Source organism: Actinoallomurus soli, from assembly GCF_024055715.1.
Taxonomy (GTDB): Bacteria; Actinomycetota; Actinomycetes; order Streptosporangiales; family Streptosporangiaceae; genus Actinoallomurus; species Actinoallomurus soli.
Genome location: NZ_JAMXMV010000006.1, coordinates 155151 through 172877, shown reverse-complemented (window position 1 = coordinate 172877; position 17727 = coordinate 155151). Strand labels below are relative to the sequence as shown.

General features: G+C 69.2%; 18 protein-coding genes and 1 pseudogene. 11 read left to right on the top strand and 8 right to left on the bottom strand.

Going from position 1 to position 17727, the window contains the following annotated elements:
* Positions 1–114 precede the first annotated feature (114 nt).
* From NDW01_RS17355 to NDW01_RS17345, 3 genes are all read right to left on the bottom strand, one after another.
* On the bottom strand, positions 115–1884 hold the full coding sequence (locus tag NDW01_RS17355; protein WP_252821756.1) for an ABC transporter substrate-binding protein: 1770 nt from the start codon (positions 1882–1884) through the stop codon (positions 115–117).
* Positions 1885–2615: 731 nt separating this feature from the next.
* On the bottom strand, positions 2616–3695 hold the full coding sequence (locus NDW01_RS17350) for an inositol-3-phosphate synthase (protein ID WP_252781277.1): 1080 nt from the start codon (positions 3693–3695) through the stop codon (positions 2616–2618).
* Positions 3696–3740: 45 nt separating this feature from the next.
* Positions 3741–4313 (bottom strand): PadR family transcriptional regulator, encoded by a 573-nt coding sequence (locus tag NDW01_RS17345; RefSeq protein ID WP_252821754.1) that lies wholly within the window; start codon positions 4311–4313, stop codon positions 3741–3743.
* 212 nt (positions 4314–4525) lie between these two features.
* On the opposite strand from NDW01_RS17345, the gene NDW01_RS17340 reads away from it, so the two are divergent.
* From NDW01_RS17340 to NDW01_RS17320, 5 genes are all read left to right on the top strand, one after another.
* Positions 4526–4924: a DUF5318 family protein gene (locus tag NDW01_RS17340; RefSeq protein WP_252781275.1), complete on the top strand. Its 399-nt coding sequence runs from the start codon at positions 4526–4528 to the stop codon at positions 4922–4924.
* A gap of 101 nt (positions 4925–5025) precedes the next feature.
* Positions 5026–7572 carry a transglycosylase domain-containing protein gene (locus NDW01_RS17335; protein WP_252821752.1) on the top strand — a complete coding sequence of 849 codons (2547 nt, stop codon included), beginning with the start codon at positions 5026–5028 and terminating at the stop codon, positions 7570–7572.
* A gap of 9 nt (positions 7573–7581) precedes the next feature.
* Positions 7582–9003 (top strand): glycosyltransferase family 87 protein, encoded by a 1422-nt coding sequence (locus NDW01_RS17330; protein ID WP_252821750.1) that lies wholly within the window; start codon positions 7582–7584, stop codon positions 9001–9003.
* 3 nt (positions 9004–9006) lie between these two features.
* Positions 9007–10182: a mannosyltransferase family protein gene (locus NDW01_RS17325; protein ID WP_252821748.1), complete on the top strand. Its 1176-nt coding sequence runs from the start codon at positions 9007–9009 to the stop codon at positions 10180–10182.
* Positions 10183–10258: 76 nt separating this feature from the next.
* On the top strand, positions 10259–10708 hold the full coding sequence (locus NDW01_RS17320; protein ID WP_252821746.1) for a barstar family protein: 450 nt from the start codon (positions 10259–10261) through the stop codon (positions 10706–10708).
* A 110-nt stretch (positions 10709–10818) separates the two neighbouring features.
* Here the strand turns inward: NDW01_RS17320 and NDW01_RS17315 are convergent, their stop codons facing one another.
* A complete protein-coding gene (locus NDW01_RS17315; RefSeq protein ID WP_252821744.1) occupies positions 10819–11577 on the bottom strand; it encodes a deoxyribonuclease IV in 759 nt (252 codons plus the stop codon).
* A gap of 200 nt (positions 11578–11777) precedes the next feature.
* The gene (locus NDW01_RS17310) at positions 11778–12035 is read right to left on the bottom strand and encodes a hypothetical protein (protein WP_252821742.1); all 258 of its coding nucleotides are present in this window, start codon (positions 12033–12035) and stop codon (positions 11778–11780) included.
* Positions 12036–12217: 182 nt separating this feature from the next.
* Here NDW01_RS17310 and NDW01_RS17305 point away from each other — a divergent pair, with 182 nt between their 5' ends.
* The 6 genes from NDW01_RS17305 to NDW01_RS17280 all read left to right on the top strand — a co-directional run bounded on the left by NDW01_RS17305 (position 12218) and on the right by NDW01_RS17280 (position 15148).
* Positions 12218–12361 carry a hypothetical protein gene (locus tag NDW01_RS17305; RefSeq protein WP_252781268.1) on the top strand — a complete coding sequence of 48 codons (144 nt, stop codon included), beginning with the start codon at positions 12218–12220 and terminating at the stop codon, positions 12359–12361.
* Between the two features lie 140 nt (positions 12362–12501).
* Positions 12502–12792, top strand: a complete 291-nt coding sequence (gene rpsF, locus NDW01_RS17300) for a 30S ribosomal protein S6 (protein WP_252781267.1) — start codon at positions 12502–12504, stop codon at positions 12790–12792.
* Positions 12793–12843: 51 nt separating this feature from the next.
* Positions 12844–13437, top strand: a complete 594-nt coding sequence (locus tag NDW01_RS17295; RefSeq protein WP_252821740.1) for a single-stranded DNA-binding protein — start codon at positions 12844–12846, stop codon at positions 13435–13437.
* Between the two features lie 75 nt (positions 13438–13512).
* Positions 13513–13749 carry a 30S ribosomal protein S18 gene (gene rpsR, locus NDW01_RS17290; RefSeq protein WP_252781265.1) on the top strand — a complete coding sequence of 79 codons (237 nt, stop codon included), beginning with the start codon at positions 13513–13515 and terminating at the stop codon, positions 13747–13749.
* Between the two features lie 17 nt (positions 13750–13766).
* Positions 13767–14213, top strand: a complete 447-nt coding sequence (rplI, locus tag NDW01_RS17285; RefSeq protein WP_252781264.1) for a 50S ribosomal protein L9 — start codon at positions 13767–13769, stop codon at positions 14211–14213.
* A 164-nt stretch (positions 14214–14377) separates the two neighbouring features.
* Positions 14378–15148 carry a peptidoglycan recognition protein family protein gene (locus tag NDW01_RS17280; protein ID WP_252821738.1) on the top strand — a complete coding sequence of 257 codons (771 nt, stop codon included), beginning with the start codon at positions 14378–14380 and terminating at the stop codon, positions 15146–15148.
* 216 nt (positions 15149–15364) lie between these two features.
* Here the strand turns inward: NDW01_RS17280 and NDW01_RS17275 are convergent, their stop codons facing one another.
* The 3 genes and pseudogenes from NDW01_RS17275 to NDW01_RS17265 all read right to left on the bottom strand — a co-directional run bounded on the left by NDW01_RS17275 (position 15365) and on the right by NDW01_RS17265 (position 17613).
* Positions 15365–15553, bottom strand: coding sequence for a hypothetical protein (locus NDW01_RS17275; RefSeq protein WP_252781262.1), 189 nt, complete (start codon positions 15551–15553; stop codon positions 15365–15367).
* 53 nt (positions 15554–15606) lie between these two features.
* Positions 15607–16192: pseudogene (locus NDW01_RS17270) on the bottom strand (aromatic-ring hydroxylase C-terminal domain-containing protein).
* 104 nt (positions 16193–16296) lie between these two features.
* On the bottom strand, positions 16297–17613 hold the full coding sequence (locus NDW01_RS17265; protein ID WP_252821733.1) for an MATE family efflux transporter: 1317 nt from the start codon (positions 17611–17613) through the stop codon (positions 16297–16299).
* Between the last annotated feature and the right edge of the window lie 114 nt (positions 17614–17727).

Here is a 17727-nt window from a genome sequence, read left to right as displayed (position 1 = left end):
GAGTTCCATCGAAGATTACCCAGGGTGAGTGTGTGATAGGGACATCGTCCCGGCATGATGACGGCCGGGCACGCCTCGTGCGGGGCGCACCCGGCCGTCTCATTGGGGTTTGGGTTACTTCTTGGCCAGCCAGACCAGGCTGTAGTCGTAGGTCTGGAAGGCGGGCAGGAACAGCGTGTTGCGGACCCGCGCCGACTGGTAGGTCGAGTACTTCTGCGTGATCAGCGGAACGATGGCGGCGTCGTCCATGACCAGCTTGTTGACCTGCGCCCACGCGGTCTGCGCGTCGGCCTGGGTCTGCGCCTGGTTGGCCTGGTCGATCAGCTTGTTGACCTGGTCGTTGTTGTAACCGCCGTAGTCCGGGGAGTTCGGGCCGTACTGGCGGCCGTCGAACAGCGGCTGCAGGCCGGAACGGCCGTTGTTGCCGTACCAGTCCGGACCCCAGCCCGGAGCGGCGATGTCCCACTTACCGGCCTTGGCGTCCGCCGGCGTGACCAGGGTGGTGCCGTAGAAGTTGCCGTTGGTGTCCGGCGACATCTGGACGGTGATCCCGCAGGCCTGCAGGTTCGCCTGGATCGACTGCGCGTTGCGCGGGTGGTTGCTGTTGGTCCGGTACGGGAACTTCAGCGTGAGCCCGTTCGAGTAGCCGGCGGCCGAGAGCATCTGCTTGCACTTGGCCGGGTCACCCGAGTCGTTGTTGGTCGGGTACGGGTTGTAGTTCGGGTCGTAGCCGACGTTGCCCGGGGCGACCGCGGAACGCACCGGCTGGGCCACGTTGACGCCGCCGTAGTTCTTGGCGATCGCGACCTTGTCGATCGCGTACTCGATCGCCTGCCGGACGGCCTTCTTACCCAGCGCGCCCTTGTTGTTGGGGCTCAGGGTGTTGAAGACGATGTACGGGTTGACGCCCGGGTTGTCCTGCAGACGGAACCGCTTGTCCTTGGACTGCGCGAGGCGCGGGATCGCGGAGGTCGGCACCGGCTGGTCCCACGCGAGGTCCGCCGTGCCCTGCTCCAGCTGCTGCTCGACCTGGTCCGGGGAGTCCTGACCGAGGTCGACCTCGATGCGGTCGACGTACGCCTTGCGAAGCTTGTCCGAGGCGGCGTCCCAGTTCGGGTTGCGGTCCAGGATGAACTTCTTGTCGCTGTACGACGTCATCTGGTACGGACCGTCGGAGACCGTGTGCGAACGGAACTCCGGGCTGTCCGGGATGTAGTTGTCGTACTCCTTCGGCGCGGCGGACGCGAAGGACATGCCGATGATGTTCAGGAAGTCACCGGCCGGCTGCTTCAGCTTGACGACCAGGGTCTTGTCATCCTTGGCCGTGTAGCCGGGGATGTCGTGGCTCTCCTGGTAGTTCCCCATCGCGCTGGCGGACTTGGCATCGACCTTGCCGTAGCCCTTGCAGAAGTCGGCCATGCCGACGATGAGGTCCGTGTAGTACGGCGCGCCGGCGGGGCTCGCCGGGTTGCACGTCCGCTTCAGACCGCGCACGAAGTCGGCCGCCGTGACCGGGCGGGCCGGGTTCGTGTTCCACTTCAGACCGTCACGCAGCTTGATCGTGTAGGTCTTGCCGTCCGCGCTGATGCCGCCGTTCTCCTTGGTGGGGAGCTCGGCCGCGGCGTCCGGGTAGTTCGGGATGGTCTCGTTGAAGTTGTTCGAGGCCTTGTTCGTGAAGAGCGTGAGCGCCCAGTTCCGGGAGAAGCCCTGGTTGACCGTGCTGTAGGCGCTCGCGGGGTCGATGTGGTCCGGCACCGACGAACCCGCGATCTTCAGGGTCCCGCCCTTTTGGGGCGTTCCCTCATCGGAGCTACCGCCCTTGCCTCCACCGCCGCAGGCGGCGAGGGCGACGGCGAGCGTGCCGATGGCGGCCGCTGCCTTCAACCCGTCTTCTCGACTGACATGAACGCCCTCCATCCGGCCTCACGGCCGTGTTGCGCTAGTTGTGATGCGTTTGTTCGCAGGCGTGTCGGGTTCTCGACACGTCCCCGTGGGAGAACACCTTCGCGTCCTGGTCGCTGTCCAGCTCAGATCGGTAAAGATTCGGACGAGTTACTTAACTGTGCAGTAGGTGAGACAACCTCGTGATGAGACCCTCACTAGGTGTGATACGGGCATCGCGGCACGTATCCCGGGAAGCCCAGCCGGCGTCACCTTCCCGCCACTCGTGATCTCTTCCTTTTCCCTCGCCGGAGGCGACCCGACCGGCCCTGGGCGGGGGCCTTTCGTCCGCCTGCAACCCAGCCTCGCACCGGGGAGTCCCCGCGGCACATGACCGAGCCGACGTAACAGTATGTGCTTACCGTAACCACGACGAAATCCGGGGCCTCGCTCTGAGCAGGCCAAAAGGTGAGGGGTCCGCGCGCCGCAGCGCACGGACCCCTCACCTGACACCCGTTGGCTCACCGCATCACGTGAGCTTTACGGTGCGTCTGGCTCAGCGCTCCTGCTCGATGGTCGCGTCAGCCTCGTCGTTCGCTCCGCAGCGGGCTCGTTCCTCACCCGCCACTCCGCTCACTCCTCAGCTCAGCGCTCCTGCTCGATGGTCGCGTCAGCCTCGTCGTTCGCTCCGCAGCGGGCTCGTTCCTCACCCGCCACTCCGCTCACTCCTCAGCTCAGCGCTCCACGTCACCGCGGATGAAGGACTCCACGGCCTCGCGGGCCTGGTCGTCGCTGTACTGCACCGGCGGGGACTTCATGAAGTAGGAGCTCGCCGACAGGATCGGGCCGCCGATGCCGCGGTCCTTGGCGATCTTGGCGGCGCGGACCGCGTCGATGATGACGCCGGCGGAGTTCGGGGAGTCCCAGACCTCGAGCTTGTACTCGAGGTTCAGCGGGGTGTCGCCGAAGGAACGGCCCTCCAGGCGGACGTAGGCCCACTTGCGGTCGTCGAGCCACGGCACGTGGTCGGACGGGCCGATGTGGACGTCGGCCTTCGCCATCTCGTGCGGGATCTGCGAGGTGACCGACTGCGTCTTGGAGATCTTCTTCGACTGGAGGCGCTTGCGCTCCAGCATGTTCATGAAGTCCATGTTGCCGCCGAAGTTGAGCTGGTACGTGCGCAGCAGCTCGACCCCGCGGTCCTCGAACAGCTTGGCCATCACGCGGTGGGTGATGGTGGCGCCGACCTGGGACTTGATGTCGTCACCGACGATCGGGACACCGGCGTCGGTGAACTTCTGCGCCCACTCCGGGTCGCTGGCGATGAAGACCGGCAGGGCGTTCACGAAGGCCACGCCGGCGTCGATGGCGCACTGGGCGTAGAAGCGGTCCGCCTCCTCCGAGCCCACCGGCAGGTAGGAGACGAGGACGTCGGCCTGGGTGTCCTTGAGCACCTGGACGACGTCGACCGGCTGCTCGTCCGACTCCTCGATGATCTCCCGGTAGTACTCGCCGAGACCGTCGAAGGTGTGGCCGCGCTGCACGGTGACGCCGGACGGCGGCACGTCGCAGATCTTGATGGTGTTGTTCTCGCTGGCGACGATCGCCTCGGACAGGTCGCGGCCGACCTTCTTGGCGTCGACGTCGAAGGCGGCCACGAACTCGAGGTCACCGACGTGGTATTCGCCGAACTGAACGTGCATGAGACCAGGGACACGAGTTTCGGGCGAGGCGTCCTTGTAGTACTCGACTCCCTGGACGAGCGAGCTCGCGCAGTTGCCGACTCCGACGATGGCTACGCGCACTGAACCCATCCGGATGCTCCTTTGCCGTGTTGTGCGGGGGGACGCCTTGCGCCCTCAGCCGTTGTTCTCATCTGCTTGCTGCGCGCGTTCGCGCCCGATGAGCTCGTTGAGCCACCGGACCTCGCGCTCGACCGACTCCAACCCGTGCTGCTGGAGCTCGAGCGTGTAGTTGTCGACACGCTCGCGCGTGCGGGCCAGTGCGGCGCGCACGCCCTCCAGCCGCTCCTCGAGCCGGCTGCGCCGGCCTTCGAGGATCCGCAGCCGTACGTCGGCGCGGGTGTGGGCGAAGAAGGCGAAATGTACTCCGAACCCTTCGTCCTCCCAGGACGCGGGTCCGGCCTCGGAGAGGAGCTCCTGGAGGCGCTCCTTCCCCTCGGCCGTGAGCTTGTAGACGATCTTCGAGCGCCGGGTGCCCGCCGGGCGTGCCGCGACGGGCTCCTGGTCGTCCTCCGTGATCAACCCATGCTCGAGGAGGTCCTTGAGGCAGGGGTAGAGCGATCCGTAGGAGAACGCGCGGAACATGCCGAGCAGGGCGTTCAGCCGCTTGCGCAGCTCGTACCCGTGCATGGGGGACTCGTGGAGCAGCCCGAGTACGGCGAGCTCCAGCACGCCGGCCTTGCTCCTCATGGTCCCTCCCCTCGACCGCTCGACTCGATGTATCGCTCGAATGTATCGACTCGATACATCAGGAAGATACGGTCCTCCCTCCCCGCATGGCAAGCCGGGGCGTGAAAGGACCGTGAAAAGACGGCCGGGTTCAGGCCGTGTTCAGGAAGGGCGCACGCAGGGTGCCTGGAATGTCACGAATCGAGGATTGCGGGTCGTCGTAGTCTGCAGACATGTGGTCCCAGCGACTGGTCGTCGACTACGGGCTCGCCCGGCGGGCCACGTTGGCCGAGCTGTCATCCGGCGGCCTGACCGTCGCGGACGCCTGCGACGCACACCCGTACCTGCTGCGAGCCGCGAAGTATCATGGCGAGCCCACCGACCAGCCCTGCCCCGTCTGCCGGAAGGAGCGGCTCACGCATGTCACGTACGTGTACGGCGACGAGCTGGGCCGGTACGCCGGACGGGTCAAGGCGACGGACGAACTCCAGGAGATGGCCCGGGAATTCGGTGAATTCCGGGTCTATGTGGTGGAAGTGTGTCAAGGTTGTTCCTGGAACTACCTGACGCTGTCCTACGTCCTTGGCTACGGAGAAACAGCTCCTGACCAGGGCCGTAGCGTCCGAGAGTAGCCGCGCGCGAGCACGGTGTACCCGGCAGGCGGTCCCCGCTCACTTGCCTACACAGTACTGTCGGACGGATTGAAAAGCCGTACCCGAGTGAACGAGGTCGCGTGAGTTACAGCAGCGATTACGGGCCAGAGTACGGTCGATCGGGGTCTGCCGGACCTGCCCCGACCCGGCCGCAGCCGCAGGTCGACGGGTCTCACCTCCCTGCGCTCCCCACCCGGCCCCATCCCGGTGGCCCCGGTGGTCCCGGTCGTCCGGGCGGCCCAGGAGGTCCCGGTGGCCCCGGAGGCTCGGGTGGCGGTGGCGGACCGGGTCGCCGACGGCCCGGCGACGGTGACGGCACGCGGCGCGGCTCCGGCAAGAAGGCGAAGCGGAAGGGCTGGCGGCGTCTCCTGTCGTGGAAGCTGTGGGTCGGCGTCTTCGGCATCGGCACGCTCGCGACCATCTGCGGGGTCGGCGTCGCGTACGCGATGGTCAAGGTGCCGAAGATCAACTCGGACGTTCAGGAGCAGGGCACCACGATCTACTGGGGTGGGAGCGCGAAGAACCCCGAGGTCCTCGGCCGGATCGGCGCATCGCGTCAGATCCTGCCCAGCCTGTCGAAGGTGAGCAAGCCGATGCAGGCGGCCGTGCTGGCCGCCGAGGACCGCAAGTTCTACCACGAGGCGGCGATCTCTCCGACGGGCATCGCCCGCGCGTTCTACAACGACGTGAAGGGCGGCGACACGCAGGGCGGCTCGACGATCACTCAGCAGTACGTCAAGAACGCCTACCTGTCGCAGAACCGCACGTTCACCAGGAAGTTCAAAGAGATCTTCATTGCGGTCAAGGTCAACAAGCAGACCAGCAAGGACGAGATCCTGCTGAACTACCTGAACACCATCTACTTCGGCGCGCCGACGAAGGACATGACCGGCGCGTACAGCGTCGAGACGGCGGCGCGCATCTGGTTCGGCCACAGCGCGGCAGAGCTCACCGTCCCCGAGGCCGCGATCCTCGCCTCCAACATCAAGCAGCCCGGGTACTACACGCCCGCGAGCAAGGGGCAGGAGCGGACCGACACCATGGAGCGCTACAACTGGGTGCTCCAGGGCATGCACACGATGGGCAACCTGTCCGACGCCGACCTGGCCAAGTACCAGAACCACCTGCCCAAGGTGAAGAAATCCAAGAGCAGTTCCTACCGCGGTCAGAACGGCTACCTCCTGCAGCGGATCACCAACGTCCTGCGGAACTCCATGGGCTTCACCGACACGGAGCTCAACACCAAGGGCCTGAAGATCTACACCACCTGGCGCAAGGATCTACAGGACAAGGCCGTGGCGGCCGTCGAGCCCAAGCTCAAGGGCCTGCCCAGTGACACACGCGTCGGCCTGGTGACCATCGATCCGAACAACGGGGAGGTCCTGGCGGCGTACGGCGGCAAGGACTACCTGAAACGGCAGCAGGACGACGCGTTCTACTCGACCGTCCAGGTGGGCTCCTCCTTCAAGCCGTACGTTCTCGCGACCGCCCTCGACAACGGCATCGGGCTGAAGAGCATGTTCGACGCCCGGGCGCCGCAGTACTTCACGACCGACGGTGAGAGCGTCCCCAAGGGCACATCGGGCGCGATGACCGTCGTGAACGACGAGGGCAACACCAACGAGGTCGTCGACCTCATCAAGGCGACGCAGATGTCGTACAACACCGTGTACGTGCCCCTCGGTTTCAAGGCGGGTTCGCAGAAGGTGTTCGACCTCGCGGAGAAGGCCGGGCTCCCCGGCGACAGCATGAAACAACAGCTCGGCCAGGGTGGTTTCTTCCTCGGCCAGGCCGACATGAGCCCGCTGGCCCAAGCCGGCGGCTACGCGACGATCGCCAACGACGGCGAGTACATCCGGCCGCACATCATCAAGAAGGTGCTCGATTCAAAGAACGCTCCCTACAAGCCGGAGAAGTGGGAGCACTACGTCACCAAGCACGAGGCGTTCTCCAAGGACGTCGCCCGGGACACGCAGTACGCCATGCAGTCGGTCGTGAAGTACCCGGGTACGGGCTACCGCGCGGCGCTGCCGGGCCGGGAGGTCGCCGGCAAGACCGGTACGACCAGCAAGAACATGGCGGCCTGGTTCGTCGGGTTCACCCCGAAGCAGTACGTCACGTCGGTCGCCATGTGGCGGTACCGCGACAAGCAGCACAAGTTCCTCCCGCTGCAGAACATCGGCGGCCTGGGGCACGTCAACGGTGGTGACTTCCCGGCCGAGATCTGGCACGACTTCATGAGCACGGCCCTCGCGAACAAGCCGGTCACGCACTTCGAAGGGCCGGTCTACGGGGGCAACACTCAGAAGTTCGCGACGCCGAGCCCGACCATGACGACGCCGTCGGCATCGCCGACGCCGACGTGCCAGGAGGGCGAGATCCCGGCGATCGACCACTGCAAGCCGGGCAAGACGCCGAACCCGGGCAACACGGGGCAGTGCCAGCCGGGCCTCCCGCACTGTCACAACCATTCGCCCAGCTCGAATCCGACCACCTCGTGCAGGCCGCCGATCACCTTCAACTGCGATTCGCCGTCGACGGACCCGGGCGGTCCTCCCGGTAAGCACGGCAACGGCAACACCGGCCCGGGCGTGCAGGATCAGGCCGCACGGCCGCTGAAGGAATAGCCTGCCGACATGCCGGAGTCACAGATGATCGATGGGGCCGGGGGAGTCGCGGACTCCCCCGGCCCCGCCGGTGCCCTCATGGGCCTCCGGCAGCTGCTGCCGCTGCTCGTGTCCACGACCGCGGCGGTCTCGGTCCTGGGCTACCTGGAGAAGGTCCCGTGCAAGCAGGTGGGGTTCGACTTCATCCCCACCGTGCGCAACGCCTGTTACACCGACATCTATCCGCTGTACTTCGGGCGGGGCCTGGCCGACGGCAAGGTCCCGTACCTCGACAAGATTCCCGAACCGGTCGAGTACCCCGTGCTCACCGGTGGCTTCATGCAGGTCGCCGCGACGGCGGCGCGCTGGTTCGGCGGTAATGACGCCATCTCGCGCGGCATGTGGTTCTTCAACCTGACCGCCGTGGTCCTCGTGCTCTGCGCGGCGGTCACCGTGCTGGCGACGGCGCTCGTCGCCGGGGGACAGAGCCGCCGGGTCGGGATGATGGTCGCGGCGTCGCCCGCGCTGCTCCTCACCGCGTACATCAACTGGGACCTGCTCGCCGTCGCCCTGTCCGCGCTGGCGCTCGCGGCGTGGGCCCGCCGCCGCCCCGGCGTGGCGGGCGCCCTGCTCGGCCTCGCGGTCGCGGCGAAGTTCTACCCCCTCGTCTTCCTCGGCCCGCTTTTCCTGCTGTGCCTGCGCACGGGCCGGTGGCGGGAGTTCGGCCGGCTGCTGGCCGGCACCGTCGTCGCCTGGCTGGTCGTCAACGTGCCGATCGCGCTGGCCGCGTGGGACAGCTGGAGCCGGTTCTACACGTTCAACCAGGAACGCCCGGTCGACTGGGGCTCGATCTTCTTCCTGGCCGAGCGCAAGGGCCTGTCGTCCGTCGACAAGGTGCCCACCCTGAACCTCATGGGCGAGAGCGGATTCGTGATCCTCGCACTGGGCATCGCGCTGCTCGTGCTGCTCGCCCCGCGCCGGCCGCGGCTGCCGCAGGTGCTGTTCCTGACGCTCGCGGCCTTCCTGCTGACCAACAAGGTCTGGTCGCCGCAGTACGTCCTGTGGCTGCTGCCCCTGGCGGCGCTCGCCCGGCCGAAGCTGCCGGCCTTCCTGCTGTGGCAGGCAGGGGAGATCGTCTACTTCTTCGGCATCTGGTGGTACCTCATGGCCGGTGCCAAGCAGCACCCCGGTGTGGGGCTGTCCGCCACCCTGTCCGCGATCTTCGCCGGGCACGCCCCCGCCGCGGGCATCAGCGACGGCGTGTACTTCATCGCCCTGCTGGCCCGCTTCCTGACGGTGCTGCTGCTGGCCGTGCTCGTCGTGGTCGACATCCTCGTGCCCCGGCTCGACGCCGTACGGGCCGACGGCGCCGACGACCCGGCCGGCGGCGTCCTCGACGATGCAGAAGACCGTTTCGTCCTGGTGCGCCGCCGCGCGCCGCGGCCCGCGTGAGCCATGGCCACGGAAGATCACTCGGACGGCGTCGGCGCGGAGCGGCTCCGCCCCGGCGACCGGCTCGCGCTGGGCGCCTGGTTCGGCACGCGGGCGGCCGTGCTGGCGATCTCGCTCCTCGCCTCGGCGCTGTGGTCGTACGGTGACCTGCACGACTCCTTCCTGAACCGCTGGACCCAGTGGGACGTCGACCACTTCGTGGAGATCGCCCGGTACGGCTACCGCGGCGATCCCTCCCACCCGCCGGACCCCGGCCTGCCGGCGTTCTTCCCCGGCCTGCCCCTCGCGCTCCGGATCCTCCATCCGCTGATCCCGAACTGGCAGTTGTCGGCGCTGCTGGTCAGCCTCGTGGCCGGCGCGGTGGCGATGGTCGCGCTGGCCCGGCTCGGCGATGAGCCCGCGGGCACGGCGCCCGGCGCGCACGCCAGCCACCCGAGGCTCGGCGCGCACGGGATCACCGGCGCCGTGGGACCGCGCGCGGTGCTCGCGCTGCTCGTCAGCCCGTACGCCGTGTTCCTGTTCGCCGGCTACTCCGAGAGCCTGTTCCTGGCGTTCGCGCTGCCGGCCTGGCTGCTGGCCCGGCAGCGGCGGTGGGAGGCCGCCGCCCTGTGCGCCGCGGGCGCGTCCTGCGTGCGGGTCACCGGGCTGTTCCTCGCCGTCGCGCTGATCGTGGAGTTCCTGACGGCGGACCGGCGGTGGCGGTCGGCGCCGTGGCTGGCCGTGCCGTTCCTGCCGGTGCTGGGCTACATCCTGTACCTGTGGCGGCGCACGGGCGACTGGTCGGCGTGGCAGCACGCGCAGGAGGCGGGCTGGGGCCGCTCGACCGTCTGGCCGTGGAAGTCCTTCGAGACGACGTGGCACGCGGCCTTCGGCACGCACGACCAGTTCACGACGGCCTTCCGCGTCGAGCTGATCGCGGCCGCCGTCGGCGTGGTGCTGACCTGCTGGCTGCTGTGGCGACGGCAGTGGGCGGAGAGCGTGTACGTCGGGCTGCCGTTGCTCTCGCTGCTGACCTCGGCGTACTACCTGTCGATCGGCCGGGCGACGCTGCTGTGGTGGCCGCTGTGGCTGGCGATCGGCCGGAGCCGGCGGCCCGCGTACCTCTTCCTGCTCGCCCTCTTCATCCCGCTGATGGTCGCCGAGGTGGTGACCTACAACTCCGGAGGTTGGGCGGGCTGAGGCCGGACGGGTGTAGGCGGGATCCTCGAAGGTAGAACAGCGAGCGACAGACGGACCTGCGGGACGAGGGTGACGAATGATCGCGGAGATCCTGACCGGGCGCCGGCCGCCGGGCGTCTACACCTGGCCCGTCGACCGGAAGGAGGCGGCGCGCGGCGCCGCCGAGGCCGAGCGCGCCGGCCGGCGGGTGTTCTGGCTCGACGTCCACGACGTGCGCGACAAGCGGGGGCTTCTCGCGCGGTGCGCCGATGAGTTCGTCCTGCCGTCGTACTTCGGGCACAACTGGGACGCCCTCCAGGACAGCCTGCGTGATCTGTCCTGGGCGCCGGCGAACTGCGGCTATCTGGTCCTGTACGAGCACTGGCGGGACCTGGCCGGCGCCGACCCCGCCACCCACCACACGCTGCTGGAGGTGTTCACCGCCGCGGTCGAGCACTGGCGGGACACCACGACGCCGCTGTCCGTCCTCATCCTCATGACGGAGGAGGACCGGGAGCACGGGCCCGTGGGGCTCCCGGACGTCTGAGCCGCGTCCGCCGCTTTCCACAGGCTGTGGACATCCGGGGAGCCGCTTCCCGCTGGAATCCCTGGCTCACCACGGCATGGGTCGTCCACAGCTTGTGGATAACTCTTGGATCAGAGGTGCTCGCGGAGCCAGGCGATGTCGGCGGCCTGCCCGTCGCCGGGCGTCTCCACGATCACCGGTGCCCCGGCCGCCCGTACGACCGCCAGGATCTGCTCCGGGTCGATATGGCCGTCGCCGAGGTTGGCGTGCCGGTCCGCGCCGGAACCGAACGCGTCGCGGCTGTCGTTGCAGTGCACGAGGTCGATCCGGCCGGTGATGGCCTTGACGCGCTCGACCACCTCGACGAGGTCCTCACCCGCCGCGTGCGCGTGGCAGGTGTCCAGGCAGAACCCGACGTCGAAGCCGTCGAGGGCCTCCCACAGCCGGGCGATCCGCTCCAGCCTGCGGGCCATGGCGTTGTCACCGCCCGCGGTGTTCTCGATGAACACGGGGACCGGGCACTCCTCCATCCGCTCGAACACCTTGCGCCAGTTGTCGAAGCCGGTCTGCGGATCGTCGTTCTTCAGCACGTGCCCGCCGTGCACGATCAGACCCTTCGCGCCGATCTTCGCGGCGCCCTCGAGCTGCTGGGTGAGGATCTTGCGGCTCGGGATCCGGATGCGGTTGTTGGACGTCGCGACGTTCACGACGTACGGCGCGTGGATGTACACGTCGACGTCGGAGTCGCGGATCGCCTCGTAGCCCTCGGGCAGGACGGGGGCCTTCCAGCCCTGCGGGTCCCCGAGGAAGAACTGGACCGCCTCGGCCTTCTTCGCCGCCGCGGCGGCGAGCGGGTCCGTGCGGTCGACGTGGGCTCCGATTCGCAGCATGGCGACGAGCCTACGCGCGCGGTCGGACGAGAGAGCCATGTCCGCACCGGTCCGTCCACCGCGCTGGGGCCGACGCGCCGGCGACCGGGCCGGACCGGTCCGCCCGCCCCACCCCGCCGGGGGCCGACGCGCCGGTGACCGGGGCGGACCGGTCCGGCCGCCGTGCGGCGTCGGCGGCCGGGGTCGTACCGCTCCGCGGGTCAGACCGTGAAGCCGCCATGGGACAGACCCAGGCCGAGCCCGACGAAGGCCATGCCGATGCCCAGGATGTTGAGCCAGCGCTCGGCGGTGGTCGCGGAGACGAGTTGGGAGTACAGGCCGAAGAGGAACGTCACGATTCCGAGGCACACGGCGACGAAGTGCGTCGTGTGGACGGCGCCGAGGACGAAGGTCGCGAGGCCGGCGACCACGGTGACGAGGGCGAGGGAGTTCTCCAAGGGGTGCGTCTGCCGTGCCATGAGCCGACGCGGGATGGCGAGTGGTGACATAACGGTCGGTCACCTCCTCCGAGGGACGAGTCTCTCTCAGAGTCGTTCCCCGCCGCGGTGCTGGTCAAGTGCGTCGCCGGGGTCTCCGGGGTGACGAGCGTACTGTCGGTCCCAGGCGGTAGTGTCGAACGTGGTTTCGAACGGAGGATGCCATGACGATGATCACTCGTGACCTGGCCGGCATCGACGACGCCGAGCTGATCGAGGAGTTGTCCATGCTGACGACCCAGACGGCCCGCATGCGGTCGCGGATGGCCGACATCATGTCCGAGCTCGACCGCCGCCGGGGCCGCTGAGTCCCCGCTTCCGGCCGATTGAGCTGCCGGTTGTTGATAGCCTTTGTCGGTCCCGCGCATCCGAGACGCGGGACGACGCAAGAGCCCTCCTGTCACGGAGAGACCGTGACCGCACCAGTCCAAAGGAGGTTGGGACCAGCATGCGTCGTTACGAAGTCATGGTCATCCTCGACCCGAACACCGAGGAGCGCACGGTCCAGCCGTCGCTCGACCAGTTCCTCACCGTGGTGAAGGACGGCGGTGGCAGCGTGGAGAAGGTCGACGTCTGGGGCCGCCGGCGCCTGTCGTACGACATCGCCAAGAAGTCCGAAGGCATCTACGCGGTCATCGACCTGACGGCCGAGCCCGCCACGGTCAAAGAGCTCGACCGGCAGCTGAACCTGCAGGAGTCCATCCTGCGCACCAAGGTCATCCGCCCCGAGGCCCACTGACCGTTCCCCGGTCAGCCCACGACACGTACCGATCTGTAACCGGAGAGCCGCATGGCAGCAGGCGACACCCAGATCACGATCGTCGGCAACCTGGTCGCCGATCCCGAGCTCCGCTTCACCCCGAACGGGCAGCCGGTCGCGACCTTCCGCGTGGCCTCCACCCCTCGCTTCCGCGACCAGCAGTCCGGCGAGTGGAAGGACGGCGAGAGCCTCTTCCTCACCTGCAACGTCTGGCGGCAGGCGGCCGAGAACGTCGCCGAGAGCCTCCAGCGCGGCATGCGGGTCATCGTCCAGGGCCGCCTCAAGCAGCGGTCGTACGAGACCCGCGAGGGTGAGAAGCGCACCGTCTTCGAGCTCGAGGCCGACGAGGTCGGCCCGTCCCTGCGGAACGCCACCGCCAAGGTCAACAAGTCGCAGCGTTCCGGCGGCGGCGGCGGCGGAGGCGGCTTCGGTGGAGGCGGCGGCGGCGGCTACGGCGGCGGTGGCGGTGGCCAGGGCGGCTACGGCGGTGGCGGTCAGGGCGGCGGCTTCGGTGGCGGTCAGGGCGGACCGGGCGGCGGCGGCTTCGGCGGAGGCGGCAACGCGCCGGCCGACGACCCCTGGGCGACCGGGGGCGGCGGTTTCTCCGACGACCCGCCGTTCTAAGCCCCTACGGGCACCACTCATCATCCGACCGACCATTCCCGCGCGAGCGGGGCTCTCTTCCTAAGGAGCACCACGATGGCGAAACCGGCACCACGCAAGCCGAAGAAGAAGGTTTGCCTGTTCTGCCAGGAGAAGCTCTCCTACGTCGACTACAAGGACACGGCGCTGCTGCGCAAGTTCATCTCCGACCGCGGCAAGATCCGCGCGCGCCGGGTGACGGGCAACTGCACCCAGCACCAGCGTGACGTCGCCACCGCGATCAAGAACGCCCGCGAGATGGCGCTGCTGCCGTACACCAGCACGGCTCGCTGAGAAAGGAGTCACTCTTCATGAAGCTCATCCTGACTCAGCAGGTCTCCGGTCTCGGCGCGCCCGGTGAGGTCGTCGAGGTCAAGGACGGCTACGGCCGTAACTACCTGGTCCCGCGCGGCTTCGCGATCCAGTGGACGCGCGGCGCGGAGAAGCAGATCGACTCGATCCGCAAGGCCCGCGCGGCCCGCGAGATCGCCAGTGTCGAGCAGGCCGAGGCCGTGCGCACCGACCTGCAGAAGCTCAAGGTCCGGCTGCGGACGCGCGCCGGTGAGAGCGGCCGGCTGTTCGGTGCGGTCACCCCGGCCGACATCGCCGGCGCCGTGAAGGCGTCCGGTGGCCCGGAGCTGGACAAGCGCCGCATCGAGGTGAAGAACCCGATCAAGACGGTCGGTTCTCACGAGGTCGCGGTCCGCCTCCACCCCGAGGTGAGCGCGAAGATCTCACTCGAGGTCCTCGCCGGCTGACCTGAGTTCAGCGCACGCGAAAGGGCCGGGTCCCCCCTGGGGCCCGGCCCTTTCGCGTACCTCAGAGGGGCGTTCCACGTGAAACACCCAATCCGGCCTCCTCGCATTCCGCGTCGCGATCACTACGCTAAGCGATCAGTCGTCCACGGGGGGTGGCCGCGATCGTGCGTAAGGGGACGCTGCGCCGGGATGTGCTGCGGGGGATGCTGGGTGTCGTGGCCGCAGATGTCATGATGGCCGGTGCGATGAGGTGGGCGGACGCCGATGTGATGCCGAGGGTGTACACGCGCAGGGAATGGGGCGCGGTGCCGCCGAGACGGCCGCCGCGGGTGCTCGACCGCCCGCCGGACCACATCATCGTTCACCACACCGCCTCGCCCAACGTGACCGATATGTCCCGTGCGCACGCATTTGCGCTGTCACGGCAGATCCAGCGCTACCACATGAAGAACCAGGGCTGGGACGACATCGGAGAGCAGCTGACGATCAGCCGCGGCGGATACGTCATGGAGGGCCGGGCGGCCTCCCTGCCCGCGATCCAGCAGGGACGGCTCGTCGTCGGCGCCCAGTCGCTGCACCACAACAACCACACGATCGGCATCGAGAACGAGGGCACGTATCTCGAGGACGACGTGCCCGGCAGGTTGTGGGCCTCCCTGGTCGACGTCTGCGCGTGGCTGTGCACGGCCTACCGGCTCGACCCGGGCGAGGCGATCGTCGGTCACCGCGACTACAACGACACGGACTGCCCGGGTGACGTGCTCTACCGCCGGCTGCCGCGCCTGCGGGCGGAGGTGGGGCGGGCCCTGGACGACGCGCATCGCACCGAGCCGCCCGCCGGACCGCCCGCCGGACCGGACGCCGACCCGCCGTCCGACGAACGCCGCCGCCTCACGTCCCACCACCACCGCCGGTTGCGCCCCCACGGAAAGTAGGCCCCCGGCCGGCCCGCCGGGCCGGGACGGCTACCGGGTTTCGGAGCCCGGCGCCCGGCCGCGCTGCGGGCTTCGGGAGTAGGGCGCCAGGGCGCCCGGGGCTGGGCCGGATGCCCGGCCGCCGGGCCCTGGAGGTAGGTCGCCGGGCCCTGGAGTAGGCCGCCGGGGCCTACGCGTGCGGACGCCGGGGCGGTGGCGTCCGCACGCGGGCGTCGTTCAGGACTCCAGAGTCGAATAGCAGGCGCGACGGCGGGCGAGCTCGGGATCGATGCCCTCGACGAGGGCCCAGATGCCGGCCACCCGCTCCGCCCACGCGTCCGGCGGAAGGCCGCCGAGGCCCTCGGCCGCCAGGTCGTCGATCGCTCGGGTGAGGCGAGCCAGGCGCTCCCCTTGTGTAGAACACATGTTCGAAGTCTAGCGTCCCCGACCGACACGAGCGTGGATTTCCGCCCTACTGATTACTCACGGGGTGCTCCGAACCAGCGGGCGCAAGCCTCTCGCAGGCCACCGACATCCTCACCGGCCCAGGCCACGTACCCGTCGGGCCGTGCGAGCACGGCGGCCGCCGGAGCGTCGTCCGGCAACGACCTCGACGCGATCGGCCCACGGCCGCGCCGCTTCCCGCACGGTGGATCGGCCGCCGAGGTCGAGCAGCAGCGGGCGCCCGCTCCGCGACAGGCGGGCCACGCTCGTCGCCGTGCCGGACACGGTCAGGCCCAGGTCCGGGCAGTAGCGGCCGGCGAGCGGATGGTCGACGGCCACGTCGTACCGCAGATCGAGATCGCCCATGAGGTCGGTGAGCAGGCGGTTGGCCTCCTCGGTCTCGGCGAGGGCGGTGAAGATCTCCCGCAGCGCGTCGACCCGCGGGCCGGGAGCCAGCAGCGCCACCTGCGCCCGCGTGTTGTGCAGGACGCGCGCCGCCGCCGGACGCCTTTCGGTCGTGTAGGTGTCGAGCAGGCCGTCCGGGGCCCACCCGGACACCTCGGCGGCGAGCTTCCGTTCGAGTACGGCCTGCAGCGGATGCTGGACGGCATGCGCACCCACGTGACGGCCGCGAGAGAGACGCACCCGGGCCACGAGGACCCGCCGCCGGCGACCGACCGCGAGGACCGGCCGCGCACACCCTCCGCGACCGACCAGGCGGAGGATTAGCCGCGTACGGCGCCCGCGACCGACCAGGCGTCGGTACGGGCGCGCAGGCCGAGCGTGACCAGTCGGGCGGCCATCCAGACCCCCATCGCCAGCCACAGCGACACCAGGCCGCCGCCCAGCGCGTACGCGAGCCACGCCACCGGCAGGAACGCCGCCGTCTGGATCACGCCCGCCACCGCGAGGTAGGTCATGTCACCGGCACCGATCAGCACCCCGTCGAGGACGAAGACCACTCCCGCGATCGGCTGCAACAGTGCGACGATCACCAGCGCGTCAAGGAGCTGGGACCGTACGGCGGCGTCGGCGGTGAACGCGTTCGGCAGCCAGGGCCGTACGGCGAACAGCACCAGCGCGAACACCACTCCGCACGCGACGCCCCACTCGACCATCCGGCGGGTGGCGGCGCGGGCGGCCGCGACGTCGCCCGCACCGAGCTGACGGCCGGTGATGGCCTGCCCGGCGATCGCGATCGCGTCGAGGGCGAACGCCGTGAGCGTCCAGACGTTCGCCGCGATCTGGTGCGCGGCGATCTGGGCGTCCCCGAGGCGGGCGGCGACCATCGTCGCGACGACGAGGACGACGCGCAGGCTGAGCGTGCGGATCAGGAGGCCGACGCCGGCCGTCGCGGACGCCCGCAATCCGCTCAGATCCGGGCGGAGCGGCGCGCCGTGGCTCCGCGCGCCGCGCAGGACCATGACCACGTACGCGACGGCCCCGCCGGTCTGTGCGAGGACGGTGCCCCATGCCGAACCTGCGATGCCGAACCCGAGCGCCAGCACGAACAGCGCGTTCAGCCCCGCGTTCACGGCGAACATCCCCACCGACACGATCAGCGGCGTCCTCGTGTCCTGCAACCCGCGCAGCACGCCGGTGCCGGCCAGCACGATCAGCATGCCCGGGACGCCGAGGAGGCTGACGTGCACGTACGTCTCCGCCTGCGGCGCGACGACCGCCGACGCGCCGAACGCGCGCACGACCATGGGGACGAGCGGGCGCCCGACCACGATCAGCGCGACCCCGATGAGGGCGGCGAGCCAGATGCCGTCGACGCCTTGGCGTACGGCGGCACGGTGGTTGCCGGCGCCCACCTGGCGGGAGACGGAGGCGGTCGTCCCGTAGGCGAGGAAGATGCACAGGTTGACGAGCGTGCCGAGGATCTGCCCGGCGACTCCGAGCGCACCCAGGGAGACCGTGCCCAGGTGACCGACGATCGCCGAGTCGGTGAGGAGGAACAGCGGCTCGGCCACGAGCGCGCCGAACGCCGGGACCGCGAGGCGGAGGATCTCTCGGTCGTACGGGTGCCGGAACGTCATGATGTGCCACTGTAACCGGCAAAGGTGAGTTAACGATTACTTGATCCTGTGGGCGACCCTGTGGATGACCATCGCCCCCACTTTCTTCCGCCCACAAGGGGTGGATGGAGTCTT

Coding starts and splice junctions, on each gene's coding strand:
- NDW01_RS17330 (WP_252821750.1), top strand. CDS start 7,582: ATGCCGGAGTCACAGATGATCGATGGGGCCGGGGGAGTCGCGGACTCC.
- NDW01_RS17310 (WP_252821742.1), bottom strand. CDS start 12,035: ATGGCACGGCAGACGCACCCCTTGGAGAACTCCCTCGCCCTCGTCACC.
- rpsF (WP_252781267.1), top strand. CDS start 12,502: ATGCGTCGTTACGAAGTCATGGTCATCCTCGACCCGAACACCGAGGAG.
- NDW01_RS17265 (WP_252821733.1), bottom strand. CDS start 17,613: ATGACGTTCCGGCACCCGTACGACCGAGAGATCCTCCGCCTCGCGGTC.
- rpsR (WP_252781265.1), top strand. CDS start 13,513: ATGGCGAAACCGGCACCACGCAAGCCGAAGAAGAAGGTTTGCCTGTTC.
- NDW01_RS17305 (WP_252781268.1), top strand. CDS start 12,218: ATGACGATGATCACTCGTGACCTGGCCGGCATCGACGACGCCGAGCTG.
- NDW01_RS17275 (WP_252781262.1), bottom strand. CDS start 15,553: ATGTGTTCTACACAAGGGGAGCGCCTGGCTCGCCTCACCCGAGCGATC.
- NDW01_RS17350 (WP_252781277.1), bottom strand. CDS start 3,695: ATGGGTTCAGTGCGCGTAGCCATCGTCGGAGTCGGCAACTGCGCGAGC.
- NDW01_RS17325 (WP_252821748.1), top strand. CDS start 9,007: ATGGCCACGGAAGATCACTCGGACGGCGTCGGCGCGGAGCGGCTCCGC.
- NDW01_RS17345 (WP_252821754.1), bottom strand. CDS start 4,313: ATGAGGAGCAAGGCCGGCGTGCTGGAGCTCGCCGTACTCGGGCTGCTC.
- NDW01_RS17320 (WP_252821746.1), top strand. CDS start 10,259: ATGATCGCGGAGATCCTGACCGGGCGCCGGCCGCCGGGCGTCTACACC.
- rplI (WP_252781264.1), top strand. CDS start 13,767: ATGAAGCTCATCCTGACTCAGCAGGTCTCCGGTCTCGGCGCGCCCGGT.
- NDW01_RS17340 (WP_252781275.1), top strand. CDS start 4,526: ATGTGGTCCCAGCGACTGGTCGTCGACTACGGGCTCGCCCGGCGGGCC.
- NDW01_RS17295 (WP_252821740.1), top strand. CDS start 12,844: ATGGCAGCAGGCGACACCCAGATCACGATCGTCGGCAACCTGGTCGCC.
- NDW01_RS17315 (WP_252821744.1), bottom strand. CDS start 11,577: ATGCTGCGAATCGGAGCCCACGTCGACCGCACGGACCCGCTCGCCGCC.